The following is a 16013-nucleotide window of genomic DNA, read 5'->3' as shown; positions in this document are numbered from 1 at the left end:
GGCCTTATGCTCAGCATCACCCATCTCAACGCACGTTACGCCGGGCAACCGGCGCTGCAGGATATCAATCTGCAGCTGGCCAGCCGCGAATTGCTGGTGGTGCTGGGGCCGTCCGGCTGTGGCAAAACCACGCTGCTGAACTTGATCGCCGGCTTTCTGCCGCTGGAGTCCGGCAGTATCACGTTGGATGGCAAGCCGGTACGCGGACCGGGCGCAGAGCGCGGCGTGGTCTTTCAGAACGAAGGGCTACTACCGTGGCGTAACGTCATCGATAACGTGGCGTTCGGCCTGCAGCTGGCGGGCATGGCAAAAGCTGAACGGCACGCGATCGCCCGCCGTCTGATCCGTAAGGTCGGGCTCGAGGGCGCAGAAAAGCGTTTTATCTGGCAGCTCTCTGGGGGTCAGCGTCAGCGCGTGGGGATTGCCCGTGCGCTGGCCGCTGATCCGCAGCTGCTGCTGTTAGATGAGCCGTTCGGTGCGCTGGATGCCTTCACGCGCGAGCAAATGCAGACGCTGCTGCTGACGTTATGGCGCGATACCGGCAAGCAGATTCTGCTGATCACCCATGACATCGAAGAAGCCGTCTTTCTCGCCAGCGAACTGGTGCTGCTGTCGCCGGGTCCGGGTCGCGTAGTGGAACGCCTGAAGCTCGACTTTGGCCAGCGCTTCGCCGCAGGCGAGCCGTGCCGCAGCATCAAATCCGATCCGGCATTTATCGAACGACGTGAGTATGTCCTGAACCAGGTGTTCGCGCAGCGGGAGGCGTTTGTATGAGTGCCGTTATTGATGACAAGCGCCGGACGTCCCGCGTTCGTCGCCTGCGCTGGCCGTTTTCCCGCCAGCTGTCGCTGAGCCTGCTGAGCGTGGCCGTGCTGCTGCTGCTGTGGTGGGGCGTGACCGCGCTGGGGCTGATTGCGCCCTTGTTTCTGCCGCCGCCACAGCAGGTGCTACATAAGCTGCTGGTTATTGCTGGTCCGCAGGGCTTTATGGATGCCACGCTATGGCAGCACCTTGGTGCCAGCCTGACGCGCATGCTGGTGGCGCTGTTCTTTGCCGCGCTGATCGGCATTCCGGTGGGCATTGCCATGGGGCTTAGTCCGGCGGTGCGCGGGCTGCTCGATCCGCTGATTGAACTCTATCGACCAGTGCCGCCGCTGGCCTATTTGCCGCTGATGGTGATTTGGTTTGGCATTGGCGAAACCTCAAAGATTTTACTGATTTATCTGGCAATTTTCGCGCCGGTGACTTTATCCACCCTGGCCGGCGTGAAGAATACGCAGCAGGTGCGGATCCGTGCCGCTCAGGCGCTGGGGGCGACGCGCGGGCAGCTGCTGCGTTTTGTCATTCTGCCCGGAGCATTGCCGGAGATTCTCACCGGCCTGCGCATCGGTCTTGGTGTGGGCTGGTCCACGCTGGTGGCGGCCGAACTGATTGCCGCGACGCGCGGACTGGGCTTTATGGTGCAGTCGGCTGGGGAGTTTCTCGCCACCGATGTGGTGCTGGCGGGCATCGCGGTGATCGCCCTGATTGCCTTTAGTTTAGAACTGGGTTTACGTGCGCTACAGCGCCGACTGACGCCCTGGAATGGAGAACAGCAATGAACGAACGAGTGAATTTTACCGCGCTGGGTCCGTATATCGGGGCGCAGGTCAGCGATGTTGATCTCAGCCGTCCGCTGAGTGACGCGCAGTTTGAGCAGCTTTACCACGGTCTGCTGCGTCATCAGGTGCTGTTTCTGCGCGATCAGCGCATTACGCCGGAGCAGCAGCGCGCGCTGGCGATCCGCTTCGGCGATCTGCACATTCATCCGGTTTATCCGCATGCCGAAGGCGTGGAAGAGATTATCGTGCTGGATACGCATCAGGATAATCCGCCTGACAACGATAACTGGCATACCGACGTCACCTTTATTCAGACGCCGCCGGCGATCGCCATTCTGGCCTCAAAGCTGCTGCCGGAGAGCGGTGGCGATACGCTGTGGACCAGCGGGATTGCCGCTTACGAGGCGCTGTCAGAGCCGTTCAAACAGCTGCTGAGTGGCCTGCAGGCGGAGCACGACTTTAAGAAATCGTTCCAGGAGTATAAGTACCGTAAGACGGAAGAGGAGCATCAGCGCTGGCAGCAGGCCGTGGCGAAGCATCCGCCGGTGCAGCATCCGGTGATCCGCACCCATCCGGTGAGCGGACGCAAGGCGCTGTTTGTTAATGAAGGTTTTACCACCAGGCTGCTCGGCGTAAGCGAGAAGGAGAGCGAGGCGCTGCTGGGCTATCTGTTTGCGCACGCCACCAAACCGGAGTTTCAGGTGCGCTGGCGCTGGCAGCCGAACGACGTGGCAATCTGGGATAACCGCGTGACGCAGCATTATGCCAATGCGGATTATTATCCGGCGCGGCGCGTGATGCATCGCGCGACGGTGTTAGGGGATGTGCCGGTGTGATTTCGGAGCGTTGATTGCCCTCACCCCAACCCTCTCCCGCCAGCGGGAGAGGGGGCCGACCGTGCGTAGCAGGTAAGGCGGATTAAGGTTTGTTCCCTCTCCTGTGGGAGGAGGCTGTTCCAGCGCGGGAGTAAGGTTTATTCCCTCTCCCTATGGGAGAGGGTCAGGGTGAGGGCATCATCGCGCACCCTCTATGACCTCATCGCGCACCTTTACCCCGCGAGCATCTGCTCCAGCTGCTCCTGCGCCTCCAGCCACGCCATTTCGACCTCTTCCAGCGCCGATTTGCTCTCCGCCTGGCGCTGCAGGGCGGCGGTTAAATCGGCCTTACGGTTTTGCTCGTAAATGGCGCTGTCGGCCAGCTGTGCTTCGGCTTCGCTGAGCTGCGTCTGCCATTTGGCCATCTGCTTCTCCAGCTTTTCGATCTCTTTGCGCAGCGGCTGCGTCTGCGCGCGCAGCTCGGCGTCGCGGCGCTTCTGATCTTTGCGGGACTGCGCGCTGTTGGCGTTGTCCTGCTTTGGCGCGGCATCCTGCTGCGTTTCCTGCTTCTGCAGGTCGCTCAGCCACTGCTGATAATCATCCAGATCGCCCTCGAATACATCCACTTTGCGGTCGTGCACCAGGTAAAGATCGTCGGTGGTTGAACGCAGAAGATGACGATCGTGCGACACCACCACCAGTGCGCCTTCAAAGTCGATCAGCGCTTCGGTCAGCGCCTGGCGCATATCCAAATCGAGGTGGTTGGTCGGTTCGTCGAGCAGCAGCAGATTCGGCCGCTGCCAGACGATCAGCGCCAGCACCAGCCGCGCTTTCTCGCCGCCGGAGAAACGCTCGGTGGCTTCGCTGACTTTATCGCCCTGAAAACCAAAGCCACCCAGGTAGTCACGCAGCTGCTGCTCCAGCGTTTTCGGGGCGATGCGCGCCAGATGCTGCAGCGGCGACTCATCGGCGCGCAGATACTCAAGCTGATGCTGCGCGAAGTAACCCAGCTTGATCCCTTTCGCCAGACCCACCTTGCCCGCCAGCGGCTCCAGCTCGCCCGCCAGCAGTTTGATCAGCGTGGACTTACCGGCGCCGTTACGCCCCAGCAGGCCGATGCGTGAGCCCGGCACCAGATTGAGTTTGATGGCATCCAGAATCACCCGCTCACCGTACCCCGCCGAAACCTGCTCCATTTTCAGGATTGGGTTAGGCAAGCTTTCTGGCGCGCGGAAGCTGAAGCTGAACGGGTTATCGACGTGCGCCGGGGCAATCAGCTCCATGCGCTCCAGCATCTTGATGCGGCTCTGCGCCTGTTTGGCTTTGGTGGCCTGCGCGCGGAAGCGATCGATGTACTTTTGCAGGTGCGTGACTTTTTCCTGCTGGCTCTGGTACAGCGCCTGCTGCTGCGCCAGTTTGGCCACACGCTGACGCTCGAACGAGCTGTAGTTGCCGGTGTATTCGAACATCGTCTGCTGTTCGATATGGATGATTTTGTCCACCACCGGGTCGAGGAAGTCGCGGTCGTGCGAGATCAGGATCAGCGTGCCGGTATAGCTCTTCAGCCAGCGCTCCAGCCAGATCACCGCGTCGAGATCGAGGTGGTTGGTCGGTTCATCGAGCAGCAGCAGGTCGGAACGGCATACCAGTGCCTGAGCAAGATTGAGACGCATGCGCCAGCCGCCGGAGAAATCGCTCACCGGCCGCATTAATTGTTCCTGGCTGAAGCCCAATCCGTGCAGCAGACTGGCGGCGCGTGCGTGTATGCTCCACGCCTGAATAGCGTCCAGCTTGCCGTGCAGCAGCGCAATGGCGTTGCCATCGTCGCGCGCATTGGCTGCCGCTAATTCGGATTCGAGCTGACGATATTCGCGGTCGCCGTCGATAACATATTCCAGCGCGGCTTTACTCAGCGCCGGGGTTTCCTGATTCACCCACGCCAGCGCCCAGTTGCCGGGAAAGGTGACGTTGCCGGCATCGCTGCTGATTTCACCCTTCAGCAGTGACAGCAGCGTGGATTTACCGCAGCCGTTTTTACCCACCAGGCCGACTTTTTGCCCCGGGTTAATGGTGGCCGTTGCGTTATCCAGCAGCACATTGGTGCCGCGACGGATTTGTAATGCGGAAAAGACAATCATAAGCGCCGTATCGTCAGAATATGTTAATTTATCGGCAACATAATTCGATAATGTTTGTTGCGTCGAGCATGGTAGCGGAATTCCGCCGCGGTGACGACGCTTTGGAGGGGAACGATGTCGCAGCCGCCCAAAATATTGCTGCTTTACGCCCATCCGGAATCACAGGATTCGATTGCTAATCGGGTTTTGCTGCAGTCGGCTATGGAACTGGACCACGTCACGGTGCACGATTTATACGCCCACTATCCGGATTTCTTTATTGATATTCATTACGAGCAGCAACTGCTGCGCGACCATCAAATCGTGGTGTTTCAGCATCCACTTTATACCTATAGCTGTCCGGCACTGCTGAAAGAGTGGCTGGATCGCGTGCTGTCGCGCGGCTTTGCCAGCGGCCAGGACGGTAATGCGCTGGAAGGTAAATACTGGCGCAGCGTGGTAACCACCGGTGAGCCGGAGACGGCGTATCACCACAGCGGCCTCAATCGCTACCCGATGAGCGACATTATGCGACCGTTTGAGCTGACGGCGCAGATGTGTCGCATGCACTGGCTGACGCCGATGGTAATTTACTGGGCGCGTCGTCAGACACCCGAGGTGCTGCGCAATTTTGCGCGCGCCTATGGCGACTGGCTGGCGTCACCGCTGCCGAACGGAGGAGTGTGATGCAAGGCGAAACGTTACTCACCGCCGGCGTGATTTATCTGGTGGCGGCGGTGCTGGTAGTGCCGATTGCCGCCCGGCTCGGCATTGGTGCGGTGCTGGGCTATCTGCTGGCCGGTATCGCCATCGGCCCGTGGGGGCTGGGCTTCATCAGCGATGTGGACGAGATTCTGCACTTCTCGGAGCTTGGCGTGGTGTTCCTGATGTTTATCATCGGGCTGGAGCTGAACCCGGCCAAGCTGTGGGCGCTGCGGCGCTCTATTTTTGGCGTCGGTGCCGCGCAGGTGCTGGTTTCGGCAGCGATCCTCGGCGTACTGCTGTGGCTGACCGACTTCAGCTGGCAGGCCGCGGTGATTGGCGGTATCGGCCTGGCGATGTCCTCGACCGCCATGGCGCTGCAGCTGATGCGCGACAAAGGCATGAACCGCAGCGAAGCGGGCCAGCTGGGCTTCTCGGTGCTGCTGTTCCAGGACCTGGCGGTGATTCCGGCGCTGGCGCTGGTGCCGCTACTGGCCGGCAGCGACAGTGGCCACGTCGACTGGCTCAAGGTGGGCATGAAGGTGCTGGCATTCGCCGGTATGCTGGTGGGCGGACGCTATCTGCTGCGGCCGATTTTCCGTTTCATCGCCGCGTCCGGCGTGCGGGAAGTGTTTACCGCCGCCTCGCTGCTGCTGGTGCTCGGTTCGGCGCTGTTTATGGATGCGCTGGGCCTGTCGATGGCGCTGGGGACGTTCATCGCCGGTATTCTGCTGGCAGAGAGTGAGTATCGCCACGAACTGGAAGTCGCCATTGAACCGTTTAAAGGGCTGCTGCTCGGGCTGTTCTTTATTTCGGTGGGCATGGCGCTCAACCTCGGCGTGCTTTATACCCACATCCTCGAAATTCTGATTGGCGTGGTGCTGCTGGTGGCGGTGAAAACGCTGGTGCTCTACGTGCTGGCGCGCATTTATGGTCTGCGCAGTTCGGAGCGCCTGCAGTTTGCCGGCGTGCTGAGTCAGGGCGGTGAATTCGCCTTCGTGCTGTTTTCGGCGGCGTCGTCGGCAAAACTGTTCAGTGGCGATCAGCTGCCGCTGCTGCTGGTCACGGTGACGCTGTCGATGATGACCACGCCGCTGCTGATGCAGGGCGTGGATAAGATTCTGGCGCGCCGCTTCAACGAACCGGAAGAGGACGGTGAAAAGCCGTTTGTCGAGGACGATCAGCCCCAGGTGATTGTGGTGGGCTTTGGCCGTTTTGGTCAGGTGGTCGGGCGTTTGCTGATGGCCAACAACAAGCGCATCACCGTGCTGGAGCGCGATATCTCGGCGGTCAGCCTGATGCGCAAATATGGCTACAAGGTTTACTATGGCGATGCCACCGAGCTCGAGCTGCTGCGTGCCGCCGGGGCGGAGAATGCGCAGTCGATCGTCATCACCTGTAACGATCCGGAAGATTCGATGACCATCGTGCACTTGTGCCAGCAGCACTTCCCGCAGCTGGAGATTCTGGCGCGGGCGCGCGGTCGTGTCGAGGCGCATGAGCTGCTGCAGGCGGGCGTCACGCTGTTCTCGCGTGAAACCTTCTCCAGCGCGCTGGAGTTAGGCCGCAAAGCGCTGATATCGCTGGGCATGCATCCGCATCAGGCGCAGCGCGCGCAGCAGCACTTCCGCCGGCTGGATATGCGCATGCTGCGTGAACTGGTGCCGAGCCACGACGACAGCGTGCAGGTTTCACGCGTGCGTGAGGCGCGACGCGAGCTGGAGGACATTTTCCAGCGTGAAATGCAGCATGAAAAACGGCAGTTTGACGGCTGGGATGATGAGTAAGGCTACACTTAACGTATCCGTTCTGATGACGGGCAGGAAACACTATGCGTAAACGTTTTATTGCCGGTGCGGTTTGTCCGCACTGTCAGGAGAAAGACACGCTGGCGATGTGGCGTGAAAACAATGTCGATGTGGTGGAGTGCGTGAAGTGCGGCCACCAGATGCGTGAGGCGGACAAGCAGGCGCGCGATCAGGTTCGCAGCACTGAGCAAGTGATTGGCATTTTTCATCCGGAGTAGCGCGATGGCGCAGCTTTTTTTAAGCTTAGCCTTACAGCGGTATTGAATTCCGCTACAATCGGCGCCATTAACGCTGAGCAGTATGGTCCAACAGCACTGTTGGCATCCTCAGTACTGAACCTTTCTGGTTGGTTATTGCACGCGAGAATAGACCAATGAGACGGGATTCTTTGTTCTCAACGGTTAGGAGATATCATGAAAGTAGCAAAAGACCTGGTGGTGAGCCTGGCGTATCAGGTTCGTACCGAAGACGGTGTGTTGGTTGACGAGTCACCGGTGAGTGCGCCGTTGGATTATCTGCACGGTCATGGTTCCCTGATTTCTGGTCTGGAAAAAGCGCTGGAAAATCACGCGGTCGGCGACAAGTTTGACGTGCATATCCCGGCAAACGACGCGTACGGCCAGTACGATGACAACCTGGTGCAGCGTGTACCGAAAGACGTGTTCATGGGCGTTGACGAGCTGCAGGTTGGCATGCGCTTCCTGGCAGAAACCGACCAGGGCCCGGTGCCGGTCGAGATCACCGAAGTGGAAGATGAGCACGTGGTGGTTGATGGTAACCACATGCTGGCGGGTCAGAACCTGAACTTCAATGTGGAAGTGGTTGCTATCCGTGAAGCCACGGAAGAAGAGATCGCTCACGGCCACGTTCATGGCGCTGACGGCCATCATCACGATCATGGTCACGATCATGAGCACGGTCATGGCGGCTGCGGCGGCCACGGTGGTTGCGGCTGCAACCACTAAGCGTAAAAAGGCCACCTGCGGGTGGCCTTTTTATTGGGCAGCAAAGCGCGCGACATTAATAGTGCGGCGGCGGGGTCTCTTCCGCTTGCGAAGCGACCATGGACGGGGCGGCGGCCTTCACTTTATCCACCAGCAGACGCACCTGCTCACGCAGTTTACTCATTTCCAGCTCGTGCTGAACCACCGTCTGATTGAGCTGCTCAATGGTATGTTCCTGGAAAGCCAGCTTGCTCTCCAGCGCCTCAAGGCGTTGATCCCATTCTGGTTGTTGCATCATCACTCCTCCTGTCACGGTGCTGCGCGTTGATCTTGTCGGGCGTGATTCTACGGTCTTTCGTGTCAGAATCACCTGATATTTCACCTTCGGTCTGGCGTATGCATTGAATTCCCGCGTTGCGCCTATATCTCTGATGAAACTTCCTGAAGCAAAAAAGGTCGGAGGTTGACCGGGTAATTACACTGTGGGAGTGTTCGCCACTGCCACGTAAAGTTATAGTGTGGGCCACTGTCCGCAATGATTCCCGAGGTTTTGAAGCTTCGGTTTTGGAGAAAGGATGAAATCACTGTTTAAAGTCACATTGTTAGCTACCACCATGGCCGTCGCGCTGAATGCACCGCTGGCAATGGCAGCAGAAACCACTGCGGCACCGGCTGACGCAGCGCAGGCTGCGCCACAGGCGCCGAAAAATGCTGCCTTCAAAAACGAAGACCAGCAGTCAGCCTATGCGCTGGGCGCCTCCCTGGGTCGCTACATGGACAACTCTCTGAAGGAGCAGGAGAAACTGGGTATCAAACTGGACAAAGACCAGCTGATTGCCGGTGTTCAGGATGCGTTTGGCGGCAAGAGCAAGCTGTCTGACGAAGAGATTGAGCAGACGCTGCAGGCGTTTGAAGGCCGCGTGAAAGGGGCCGCTCAGGCGAAGATGGAAAAAGACGCGAAAGAGAATGCCGACAAAGGCACCGCTTACGCAGACAAGTTCGCCAAAGAGAAGGGCGTGAAGAAAACCGAATCTGGCCTGCTGTATCAGGTAGAGAAAGAGGGCAGCGGTGAAACCCCGAAAGACAGCGATACCGTAGTGGTTAACTACAAAGGTACGCTGATTGACGGCACCGAGTTCGACAACTCTTACACGCGCGGCGAGCCACTGTCGTTCCGTCTGGACGGCGTAATCCCGGGCTGGACCGAAGGTCTGAAGCACGTGAAGAAAGGCGGTAAGATCAAGCTGGTGATCCCACCGAACCTGGCTTACGGCAAAAACGGCGTGCCGGGTATTCCGGCCAACTCAACGCTGGTGTTCGATGTTGAGCTGCTCGACATCAAGCCGGCGCCGAAAGCCGATGAGAAAGCGCAGGCTCCGGCCGCTGCTGACAAGAAAGCGCAGTAAGCTGACTTGCACCGCCGCCTTCGGGCGGCGGTTTTGTTTTCGCTCATCCTGAATTTGCGGCGCGATGAGTAAAGCTCTGGCTAAAAACGGCGACATTTGCCAGACTAGCGCCTGCACAATGATCATAAGATGAGTCTGCCCCAATGCTGTCGAGACAGGCTCCAGCCATTTAGGGTAATGTCTTCGATGTCTAATCCATTCAATCCCGGCGAACTGACTGACTTCGATTTACTGGAGCAGCGTCCGTTCGAACAAGCAGACTACGATATTCTTAAATCCTACGAAGCGGTGGTCGACGGTCTGGCGATGCTGATTGGCTCGCACTGCGAAATCGTGCTGCACTCGCTGGAAGATCTTAAATGCTCCGCCGTGCGTATCGCCAACGGCGAACATACCGGCCGCAAAGTGGGTTCCCCGATTACCGATCTGGCGCTGCGCATGCTGCATGATATGCACGGCGCGGAGAGCAATGTGTCCCGCGCCTACTTCACGCGAGCCAAAAGTGGCGTGCTGATGAAGTCGGTAACCATTGCGATTCGTAACCGGCAGCAGCGGGTGATTGGCCTGCTGTGCATCAATATGAACCTGGACGTACCGTTTTCGCAGATTATGTCGACTTTCATGCCGCCGGAGACGCAGCAGGTGGATTCCAACGTCAACTTTGCCAGCTCGGTAGAGGATCTGGTCACCCAGACGCTGGAGTTCACTATTGAAGAGGTGAGCGCCGATCGCAACGTGTCGAATAACGCCAAGAATCGCCAGATCGTCCTCAATCTGTACGAGAAGGGCATTTTCGATATCAAGGACGCCATTAACCAGGTGGCCGATCGCCTCAATATTTCTAAGCACACCGTGTATCTGTATATCCGCCAGTTTAAGAGTGGCGATCTGCAGGGGCAGGAACGCTAATGCGCTACACGCTGCTGGTCACCGGGCCGGCTTACGGCACACAGCACGCCAGTAGCGCGCTGCTGTTTGCCCGTGCGCTGCTGGCACAGGGACATCAGCTGGAAAGCGTGTTCTTTTACCGCGAAGGCGTGCTGAATGCTAACCAGCTCAGCGCGCCGGCCAGCGATGAAGTGGACATGGTGCGCGCCTGGCAGCAGCTGCGCGACGACAGTGGCGCGGCACTGAATATCTGTGTGGCAGCCGCGTTGCGGCGCGGCGTGACCGATGCGCAGGAGGCAGCGCGCCTGCAGCTGGCGGGCAGCAATCTGCAGCCCGGATTTACCCTTAGCGGCCTGGGCGCGCTGGCGGAAGCCGCCCTGAGCTGCGATCGACTGGTGCAATTCTGATGAACCGTGTGGCGTTTCTGTTTACGCAGGCTCCGCACGGCAGCAGTGCTGGCCGGGAAGGGCTGGATGCCGTGCTGGCGACCGGCGCGCTGAGTGAGGATATCGGCCTGTTCTTTATTGGCGACGGCGTGCTGCAGCTCAACCGCGATCAGCAGCCGGCGCAGATTCTGGCGCGTGACTATATTGCGACCTTTGGCGTGCTGGCGCTATACGACATCGATCGCTGCTATATCTGTCAGGCGTCACTGCTGGCACGTGGCCTGAGCCTCACGGCAGCGCGCGTGCTGGATGCGCAGCTGCTGGAACCTGCCGCGTTGCGTCAGACGCTGGCAACTTATGACCGTATCCTCCGTTTCTGAGAACTGACCATGCTCTACACCCTGCTGCACTCTCCCTGGCAATGCGATTTCGATAGCCTGCTGCTGCTGTTGCAGGAGGGCGATGACGTGCTGCTGTTACAGGATGGTGTGACGGCCGCGCTGGCAGGCAGTGAGAAGCTGCAGCAGCTGCTGGCATCGCCCGCCACGCTGTGGGTATTAGAAGAAGACGTGATGGCGCGCGGGCTGACTGCGCAAATTTCGACCAATGTGTCGCGTCTGAACTATACTGGTTTCGTTACGCTGACGACGAAGCATCCACAACAAGTGGCCTGGTGAAGGGTAAAACCTGGTTATTTCTTGACACCCTATGGGCACAGCCCTAAAATTCTGCCTCCTCGTAGTAATACGAGGCGATTTATTACGTGTTTACGAAGCAAAAGCTAAATCCAGGAGCTATTTAATGGCAACAGTTAACCAGCTGGTTCGCAAACCACGCGTTCGTCAGGTTGCTAAAAGCAACGTGCCGGCGCTGGAAGCTTGCCCGCAAAAACGTGGTGTTTGTACTCGTGTTTACACCACTACCCCGAAAAAACCAAACTCCGCACTGCGTAAAGTCTGCCGTGTGCGTTTGACTAACGGTTTTGAAGTCACCTCCTACATCGGCGGTGAAGGTCATAACCTGCAGGAGCACTCCGTGATCCTGATCCGTGGCGGTCGTGTAAAAGACCTGCCAGGTGTGCGTTACCACACCGTTCGTGGCGCGCTGGACTGCTCAGGTGTTAAAGACCGTAAGCAGGCTCGCTCCAAGTACGGCGTGAAGAAGCCAAAGGCTTAATGGTTCTCCGTTAAGTAAGGCCAAACGTTTTAACTTTAATGTCAAAATAAACTCGTAGAGTTTTGGACAATCCTGAATTAACAACGGAGTATTTCCATGCCACGTCGTCGCGTCATTGGTCAGCGTAAAATTCTGCCGGATCCTAAGTTCGGATCAGAGCTGCTGGCTAAATTTGTAAATATCCTGATGGTAGATGGTAAAAAATCTACTGCTGAATCAATCGTCTATACCGCACTTGATACCCTGGCTCAACGTGCTGGTAAAGATGGTCTGGAAGCTTTCGAAGTTGCACTCGAAAACGTACGTCCGACTGTCGAAGTTAAGTCACGTCGCGTTGGTGGTTCAACCTACCAGGTTCCAGTTGAAGTCCGTCCGGTTCGTCGTAATGCCCTGGCAATGCGTTGGATCGTAGAAGCTGCTCGTAAACGCGGTGATAAATCGATGGCTCTCCGCCTGGCGAACGAACTTTCTGACGCTGCAGAAAACAAAGGTACTGCAGTGAAGAAACGTGAAGACGTTCACCGTATGGCTGAAGCCAACAAGGCGTTCGCACACTACCGCTGGTAATCGCCACGTAGTTGTTGTTAAACCAGCGGGCGCTCATTCAGCCAACCCGCTGGGGTCGACTTACATTGAACGTCCGAGAATCAGAGGAATCAAATGGCTCGTACAACACCCATTGCGCGCTACCGTAACATCGGTATCAGCGCACACATTGACGCCGGTAAAACCACTACCACCGAGCGTATCCTATTCTACACCGGTGTTAACCACAAAATCGGTGAAGTGCACGATGGCGCTGCAACCATGGACTGGATGGCGCAGGAGCAGGAGCGTGGTATTACCATCACCTCTGCAGCGACCACTGCGTTCTGGTCAGGTATGGCGAAGCAGTTTGAGCCGCACCGCATCAACATCATCGACACCCCGGGACACGTTGACTTCACCATCGAAGTAGAACGTTCTATGCGTGTGCTCGACGGCGCAGTAATGGTTTACTGTGCAGTAGGTGGCGTGCAGCCGCAGTCTGAAACCGTATGGCGTCAGGCAAACAAATATAAAGTTCCACGTATCGCGTTCGTTAACAAAATGGACCGTATGGGTGCGAACTTCCTGAAAGTTGTTGGTCAGATCGAATCACGTCTGGGCGCGACTCCGGTTCCACTGCAGCTGGCTATCGGCGCAGAAGAGAACTTCACCGGTGTTGTTGACCTGATCAAGATGAAAGAGATCAACTGGAACGACGCCGATCAGGGTACTACCTTCGTTTACGAAGATATCCGTGCTGAGTTGCAGGAACTGGCTGAAGAGTGGCGTGGCAAGCTGATTGAAGCAGCTGCTGAAGCTTCTGAAGAGCTGATGGAGAAATTCTTTAGCGGTGAAGAACTGTCTGAAGAAGAGATCAAATCTGCTCTGCGTAAGCGCGTACTGAACAACGAGATCATCCTCGTGACCTGTGGTTCTGCATTTAAGAACAAAGGTGTTCAGGCGATGCTGGATGCAGTCGTTGAATATCTGCCAGCACCAACTGACGTTCCGGCGATCAACGGTATCCTGGACGACGGTAAAGATACCCCGGCTGAGCGTCACGCAACTGACGACGAGCCGTTCTCTGCGCTGGCGTTCAAAATTGCCAACGACCCGTTCGTAGGTAACCTGACCTTCTTCCGCGTTTACTCGGGTGTGGTTAACTCGGGCGATACCGTACTGAACTCCGTGAAATCTGCACGTGAGCGTTTCGGTCGTATCGTTCAGATGCACGCCAACAAACGTGAAGAGATCAGCGAAGTTCGCGCAGGCGACATCGCTGCAGCAATCGGTCTGAAAGACGTGATCACCGGTGATACCCTGTGTGATCCATCTAACCCGATCATTCTGGAGCGTATGGAATTCCCTGAGCCGGTAATTTCTATCGCCGTTGAGCCGAAAACCAAAGCTGACCAGGAAAAAATGGGTCTGGCTCTGGGTCGTCTGGCGAAAGAAGACCCGTCATTCCGCGTATGGACTGACGAAGAGTCTAACCAGACCATCATCGCTGGTATGGGTGAGCTGCACCTCGACATCATCGTTGACCGCATGAAGCGTGAATTCAACGTTGAAGCGAACGTCGGTAAACCTCAGGTTGCTTACCGCGAAGCGATTCGCTCTAAAGTTACCGATATCGAAGGTAAACACGCCAAGCAGTCTGGTGGTCGTGGTCAGTACGGTCATGTTGTTATCGACATGTACCCACTGGAGCCGGGTTCGAATCCGAAAGGCTACGAATTTGTCAACGATATCAAAGGTGGTGTGATTCCTGGTGAATACATCCCTGCGGTTGATAAAGGTATCCAGGAGCAGCTGAAGTCTGGTCCACTGGCCGGTTACCCGGTAGTTGATCTGGGCGTGCGCCTGCACTTCGGTTCTTACCATGACGTTGACTCCTCTGAGCTGGCGTTTAAACTGGCCGCTTCTATCGCCTTCAAAGATGGCTTTAAGAAAGCACAGCCGGTTCTGCTTGAGCCAATCATGAAGGTTGAAGTAGAAACCCCAGAAGAGAACACCGGTGACGTTATCGGTGACCTGAGCCGCCGTCGTGGTATGCTGAAAGGTCAGGAATCTAACGCGACTGGCGTTCAGATTCACGCTGAAGTTCCGCTGTCTGAAATGTTCGGATACGCGACTCAGTTGCGTTCTCTGACCAAAGGCCGTGCTTCTTACTCCATGGAGTTCCTGAAGTACGATGATGCGCCGAACAACGTCGCTCAGGCCGTTATTGAAGCTCGTAGCAAATAAGGCTACGGTTTAAAAATTGTGAACTGATGCCTTCATCACTGATGAAGGCATAACGTAAGGATTATCGCCATGGCGAAAGAGCAATTTCAACGTAACAAACTGCACGTAAACGTGGGCACCATCGGTCACGTTGACCACGGTAAAACCACCCTGACTGCAGCCATCACCACCGTTCTGGCTAAAACCTACGGCGGCCAGGCTCGTGCATTCGATCAGATCGATAACGCGCCAGAAGAGAAGGCTCGTGGTATCACCATCAACACCTCTCACGTTGAATATGAAACCCCGACCCGTCACTACGCACACGTTGACTGCCCAGGCCACGCCGACTATGTGAAAAACATGATCACCGGTGCTGCGCAGATGGACGGCGCGATCCTGGTTGTTGCTGCGACTGATGGCCCAATGCCACAGACCCGTGAGCACATCCTGCTGGGCCGTCAGGTTGGCGTTCCTTACATCATCGTGTTCCTGAACAAGTGCGACATGGTTGATGACGAAGAGCTGCTGGAACTGGTTGAGATGGAAGTTCGCGATCTGCTGTCTCAGTACGACTTCCCAGGCGACGATACCCCAATCGTACGCGGTTCTGCGCTGAAAGCGCTGGAAGGCGACGCTGAGTGGGAAGCGAAAGTCGTTGAGCTGGCTGGTCACCTGGATACTTACATTCCAGATCCAGTACGTGCTATCGATCTGCCGTTCCTGCTGCCAATCGAAGACGTATTCTCAATCTCTGGCCGTGGTACCGTTGTTACCGGTCGTGTTGAGCGCGGCATCGTGAAAGTGGGCGACGAAGTAGAAATCGTTGGTATCAAAGCGACTGCCAAGTCTACCTGTACCGGTGTTGAAATGTTCCGCAAACTGCTGGACCAGGGTCAGGCAGGCGAGAACTGTGGTGTTCTGCTGCGCGGTATCAAGCGTGAAGAGATCCAGCGTGGTCAGGTTCTGGCTAAGCCAGGCACCATCAAGCCACACACCAAGTTCGTATCAGAAGTGTACGTACTGTCTAAAGACGAAGGCGGCCGTCATACTCCGTTCTTCAAAGGCTACCGTCCACAGTTCTACTTCCGTACTACTGATGTGACCGGCAACATCGAACTGCCAGAAGGCGTTGAGATGGTAATGCCAGGCGACAACATCAAAATGACCGTTGAGCTGATCCACCCAATCGCGATGGACCAGGGTCTGCGTTTCGCAATCCGCGAAGGCGGCCGTACCGTTGGCGCGGGCGTTGTTGCTGAAGTTCTCGCTTAATTGCGTTAATAACGGTGGTAACTTCGGTTGCCACCGCAGCATGAAAAAGAGCACTTCGGTGCTCTTTTTTTTTGCTTTGCATTGACCGGCACGCCTAATCCCACACAAAAGCTACGTTGAAATAAAAACCATTCTCATTTA

Annotated in this window: 18 protein-coding genes; 16 read left to right on the top strand and 2 right to left on the bottom strand. The window is 56.9% G+C overall.

The genetic code is table 11. The features are described from left to right. The first annotated feature begins 6 nt into the window (after positions 1–6). Genes tauB through tauD form a run of 3 tightly spaced genes read left to right on the top strand, consistent with a single transcriptional unit; the run spans position 7 to position 2437 of the window. Positions 7–774: a taurine ABC transporter ATP-binding subunit gene (gene tauB / locus C1Y42_RS19175; RefSeq protein WP_021507447.1), complete on the top strand. Its 768-nt coding sequence runs from the start codon at positions 7–9 to the stop codon at positions 772–774. Further along, positions 771–1601, top strand: a complete 831-nt coding sequence (gene tauC, locus C1Y42_RS19170) for a taurine ABC transporter permease TauC (protein WP_021507448.1) — start codon at positions 771–773, stop codon at positions 1599–1601. The genes tauB and tauC overlap by 4 nt, the downstream gene beginning before the upstream one ends. Continuing rightward, complete coding sequence (gene tauD / locus C1Y42_RS19165; protein ID WP_021507449.1) at positions 1598–2437, top strand: taurine dioxygenase; 840 nt, start codon at positions 1598–1600, stop codon at positions 2435–2437. The genes tauC and tauD overlap by 4 nt, the downstream gene beginning before the upstream one ends. Before the next feature lie 212 nt (positions 2438–2649). Here the strand turns inward: tauD and C1Y42_RS19160 are convergent, their stop codons facing one another. Next, a complete protein-coding gene (locus C1Y42_RS19160; RefSeq protein WP_021507450.1) occupies positions 2650–4554 on the bottom strand; it encodes an ABC transporter ATP-binding protein in 1905 nt (634 codons plus the stop codon). A gap of 114 nt (positions 4555–4668) precedes the next feature. On the opposite strand from C1Y42_RS19160, the gene kefG reads away from it, so the two are divergent. The 4 genes from kefG to slyD all read left to right on the top strand — a co-directional run bounded on the left by kefG (position 4669) and on the right by slyD (position 8008). Next, the gene (gene kefG / locus C1Y42_RS19155) at positions 4669–5220 is read left to right on the top strand and encodes a glutathione-regulated potassium-efflux system ancillary protein KefG (RefSeq protein WP_021507451.1); all 552 of its coding nucleotides are present in this window, start codon (positions 4669–4671) and stop codon (positions 5218–5220) included. Next, entirely contained in the window at positions 5220–7022 is a 1803-nt protein-coding gene (gene kefB / locus C1Y42_RS19150; protein WP_021507452.1) for a glutathione-regulated potassium-efflux system protein KefB, read from the top strand. The genes kefG and kefB overlap by 1 nt, the downstream gene beginning before the upstream one ends. A gap of 44 nt (positions 7023–7066) precedes the next feature. Then, entirely contained in the window at positions 7067–7261 is a 195-nt protein-coding gene (locus C1Y42_RS19145) for a YheV family putative zinc ribbon protein (RefSeq protein WP_021507453.1), read from the top strand. 195 nt (positions 7262–7456) lie between these two features. After that, on the top strand, positions 7457–8008 hold the full coding sequence (gene slyD / locus C1Y42_RS19140; RefSeq protein ID WP_104094142.1) for a peptidylprolyl isomerase: 552 nt from the start codon (positions 7457–7459) through the stop codon (positions 8006–8008). A gap of 55 nt (positions 8009–8063) precedes the next feature. Here slyD and C1Y42_RS19135 read toward each other — a convergent pair whose 3' ends face one another. Continuing rightward, on the bottom strand, positions 8064–8282 hold the full coding sequence (locus C1Y42_RS19135) for a SlyX family protein (RefSeq protein WP_010616434.1): 219 nt from the start codon (positions 8280–8282) through the stop codon (positions 8064–8066). Positions 8283–8562: 280 nt separating this feature from the next. Here C1Y42_RS19135 and fkpA point away from each other — a divergent pair, with 280 nt between their 5' ends. The 9 genes from fkpA to tuf all read left to right on the top strand — a co-directional run bounded on the left by fkpA (position 8563) and on the right by tuf (position 15872). Further along, positions 8563–9393 carry an FKBP-type peptidyl-prolyl cis-trans isomerase gene (fkpA, locus tag C1Y42_RS19130; RefSeq protein ID WP_021507456.1) on the top strand — a complete coding sequence of 277 codons (831 nt, stop codon included), beginning with the start codon at positions 8563–8565 and terminating at the stop codon, positions 9391–9393. A 186-nt stretch (positions 9394–9579) separates the two neighbouring features. Beyond that, on the top strand, positions 9580–10302 hold the full coding sequence (locus tag C1Y42_RS19125; protein WP_104094141.1) for a transcriptional regulator: 723 nt from the start codon (positions 9580–9582) through the stop codon (positions 10300–10302). Then, positions 10302–10688, top strand: coding sequence for a sulfurtransferase complex subunit TusD (tusD, locus tag C1Y42_RS19120; RefSeq protein WP_021507458.1), 387 nt, complete (start codon positions 10302–10304; stop codon positions 10686–10688). The genes C1Y42_RS19125 and tusD overlap by 1 nt, the downstream gene beginning before the upstream one ends. Further along, positions 10688–11047, top strand: a complete 360-nt coding sequence (gene tusC, locus C1Y42_RS19115; protein ID WP_058770980.1) for a sulfurtransferase complex subunit TusC — start codon at positions 10688–10690, stop codon at positions 11045–11047. Before tusD ends, tusC begins: the two co-directional genes overlap by 1 nt. A gap of 9 nt (positions 11048–11056) precedes the next feature. Beyond that, entirely contained in the window at positions 11057–11344 is a 288-nt protein-coding gene (gene tusB / locus C1Y42_RS19110; protein WP_058759912.1) for a sulfurtransferase complex subunit TusB, read from the top strand. A gap of 124 nt (positions 11345–11468) precedes the next feature. Then, on the top strand, positions 11469–11843 hold the full coding sequence (gene rpsL / locus C1Y42_RS19105) for a 30S ribosomal protein S12 (RefSeq protein WP_010616440.1): 375 nt from the start codon (positions 11469–11471) through the stop codon (positions 11841–11843). Positions 11844–11939: 96 nt separating this feature from the next. Next, positions 11940–12410, top strand: a complete 471-nt coding sequence (gene rpsG, locus C1Y42_RS19100; protein WP_007886246.1) for a 30S ribosomal protein S7 — start codon at positions 11940–11942, stop codon at positions 12408–12410. Positions 12411–12503: 93 nt separating this feature from the next. After that, the gene (fusA, locus tag C1Y42_RS19095; RefSeq protein ID WP_021507461.1) at positions 12504–14618 is read left to right on the top strand and encodes an elongation factor G; all 2115 of its coding nucleotides are present in this window, start codon (positions 12504–12506) and stop codon (positions 14616–14618) included. 69 nt (positions 14619–14687) lie between these two features. Then, the gene (gene tuf, locus C1Y42_RS19090; protein WP_058770981.1) at positions 14688–15872 is read left to right on the top strand and encodes an elongation factor Tu; all 1185 of its coding nucleotides are present in this window, start codon (positions 14688–14690) and stop codon (positions 15870–15872) included. The last annotated feature ends 141 nt before the right edge of the window (positions 15873–16013 follow it).

This window comes from Pantoea sp. ICBG 985, assembly GCF_002928365.1.
Lineage (GTDB): Bacteria > Pseudomonadota > Gammaproteobacteria > Enterobacterales > Enterobacteriaceae > Pantoea > Pantoea dispersa.
This window is presented reverse-complemented; position numbering and strand designations above follow the sequence as displayed.

Bases quoted from the DNA above. Each gene is read 5' to 3' on its own strand.
- tauB (WP_021507447.1), top strand. From the start codon at position 7: ATGCTCAGCATCACCCATCTCAACGCACGTTACGCCGGGCAACCGGCG.
- tauC (WP_021507448.1), top strand. From the start codon at position 771: ATGAGTGCCGTTATTGATGACAAGCGCCGGACGTCCCGCGTTCGTCGC.
- tauD (WP_021507449.1), top strand. From the start codon at position 1,598: ATGAACGAACGAGTGAATTTTACCGCGCTGGGTCCGTATATCGGGGCG.
- C1Y42_RS19160 (WP_021507450.1), bottom strand. From the start codon at position 4,554: ATGATTGTCTTTTCCGCATTACAAATCCGTCGCGGCACCAATGTGCTG.
- kefG (WP_021507451.1), top strand. From the start codon at position 4,669: ATGTCGCAGCCGCCCAAAATATTGCTGCTTTACGCCCATCCGGAATCA.
- kefB (WP_021507452.1), top strand. From the start codon at position 5,220: ATGCAAGGCGAAACGTTACTCACCGCCGGCGTGATTTATCTGGTGGCG.
- C1Y42_RS19145 (WP_021507453.1), top strand. From the start codon at position 7,067: ATGCGTAAACGTTTTATTGCCGGTGCGGTTTGTCCGCACTGTCAGGAG.
- slyD (WP_104094142.1), top strand. From the start codon at position 7,457: ATGAAAGTAGCAAAAGACCTGGTGGTGAGCCTGGCGTATCAGGTTCGT.
- C1Y42_RS19135 (WP_010616434.1), bottom strand. From the start codon at position 8,282: ATGCAACAACCAGAATGGGATCAACGCCTTGAGGCGCTGGAGAGCAAG.
- fkpA (WP_021507456.1), top strand. From the start codon at position 8,563: ATGAAATCACTGTTTAAAGTCACATTGTTAGCTACCACCATGGCCGTC.
- C1Y42_RS19125 (WP_104094141.1), top strand. From the start codon at position 9,580: ATGTCTAATCCATTCAATCCCGGCGAACTGACTGACTTCGATTTACTG.
- tusD (WP_021507458.1), top strand. From the start codon at position 10,302: ATGCGCTACACGCTGCTGGTCACCGGGCCGGCTTACGGCACACAGCAC.
- tusC (WP_058770980.1), top strand. From the start codon at position 10,688: ATGAACCGTGTGGCGTTTCTGTTTACGCAGGCTCCGCACGGCAGCAGT.
- tusB (WP_058759912.1), top strand. From the start codon at position 11,057: ATGCTCTACACCCTGCTGCACTCTCCCTGGCAATGCGATTTCGATAGC.
- rpsL (WP_010616440.1), top strand. From the start codon at position 11,469: ATGGCAACAGTTAACCAGCTGGTTCGCAAACCACGCGTTCGTCAGGTT.
- rpsG (WP_007886246.1), top strand. From the start codon at position 11,940: ATGCCACGTCGTCGCGTCATTGGTCAGCGTAAAATTCTGCCGGATCCT.
- fusA (WP_021507461.1), top strand. From the start codon at position 12,504: ATGGCTCGTACAACACCCATTGCGCGCTACCGTAACATCGGTATCAGC.
- tuf (WP_058770981.1), top strand. From the start codon at position 14,688: ATGGCGAAAGAGCAATTTCAACGTAACAAACTGCACGTAAACGTGGGC.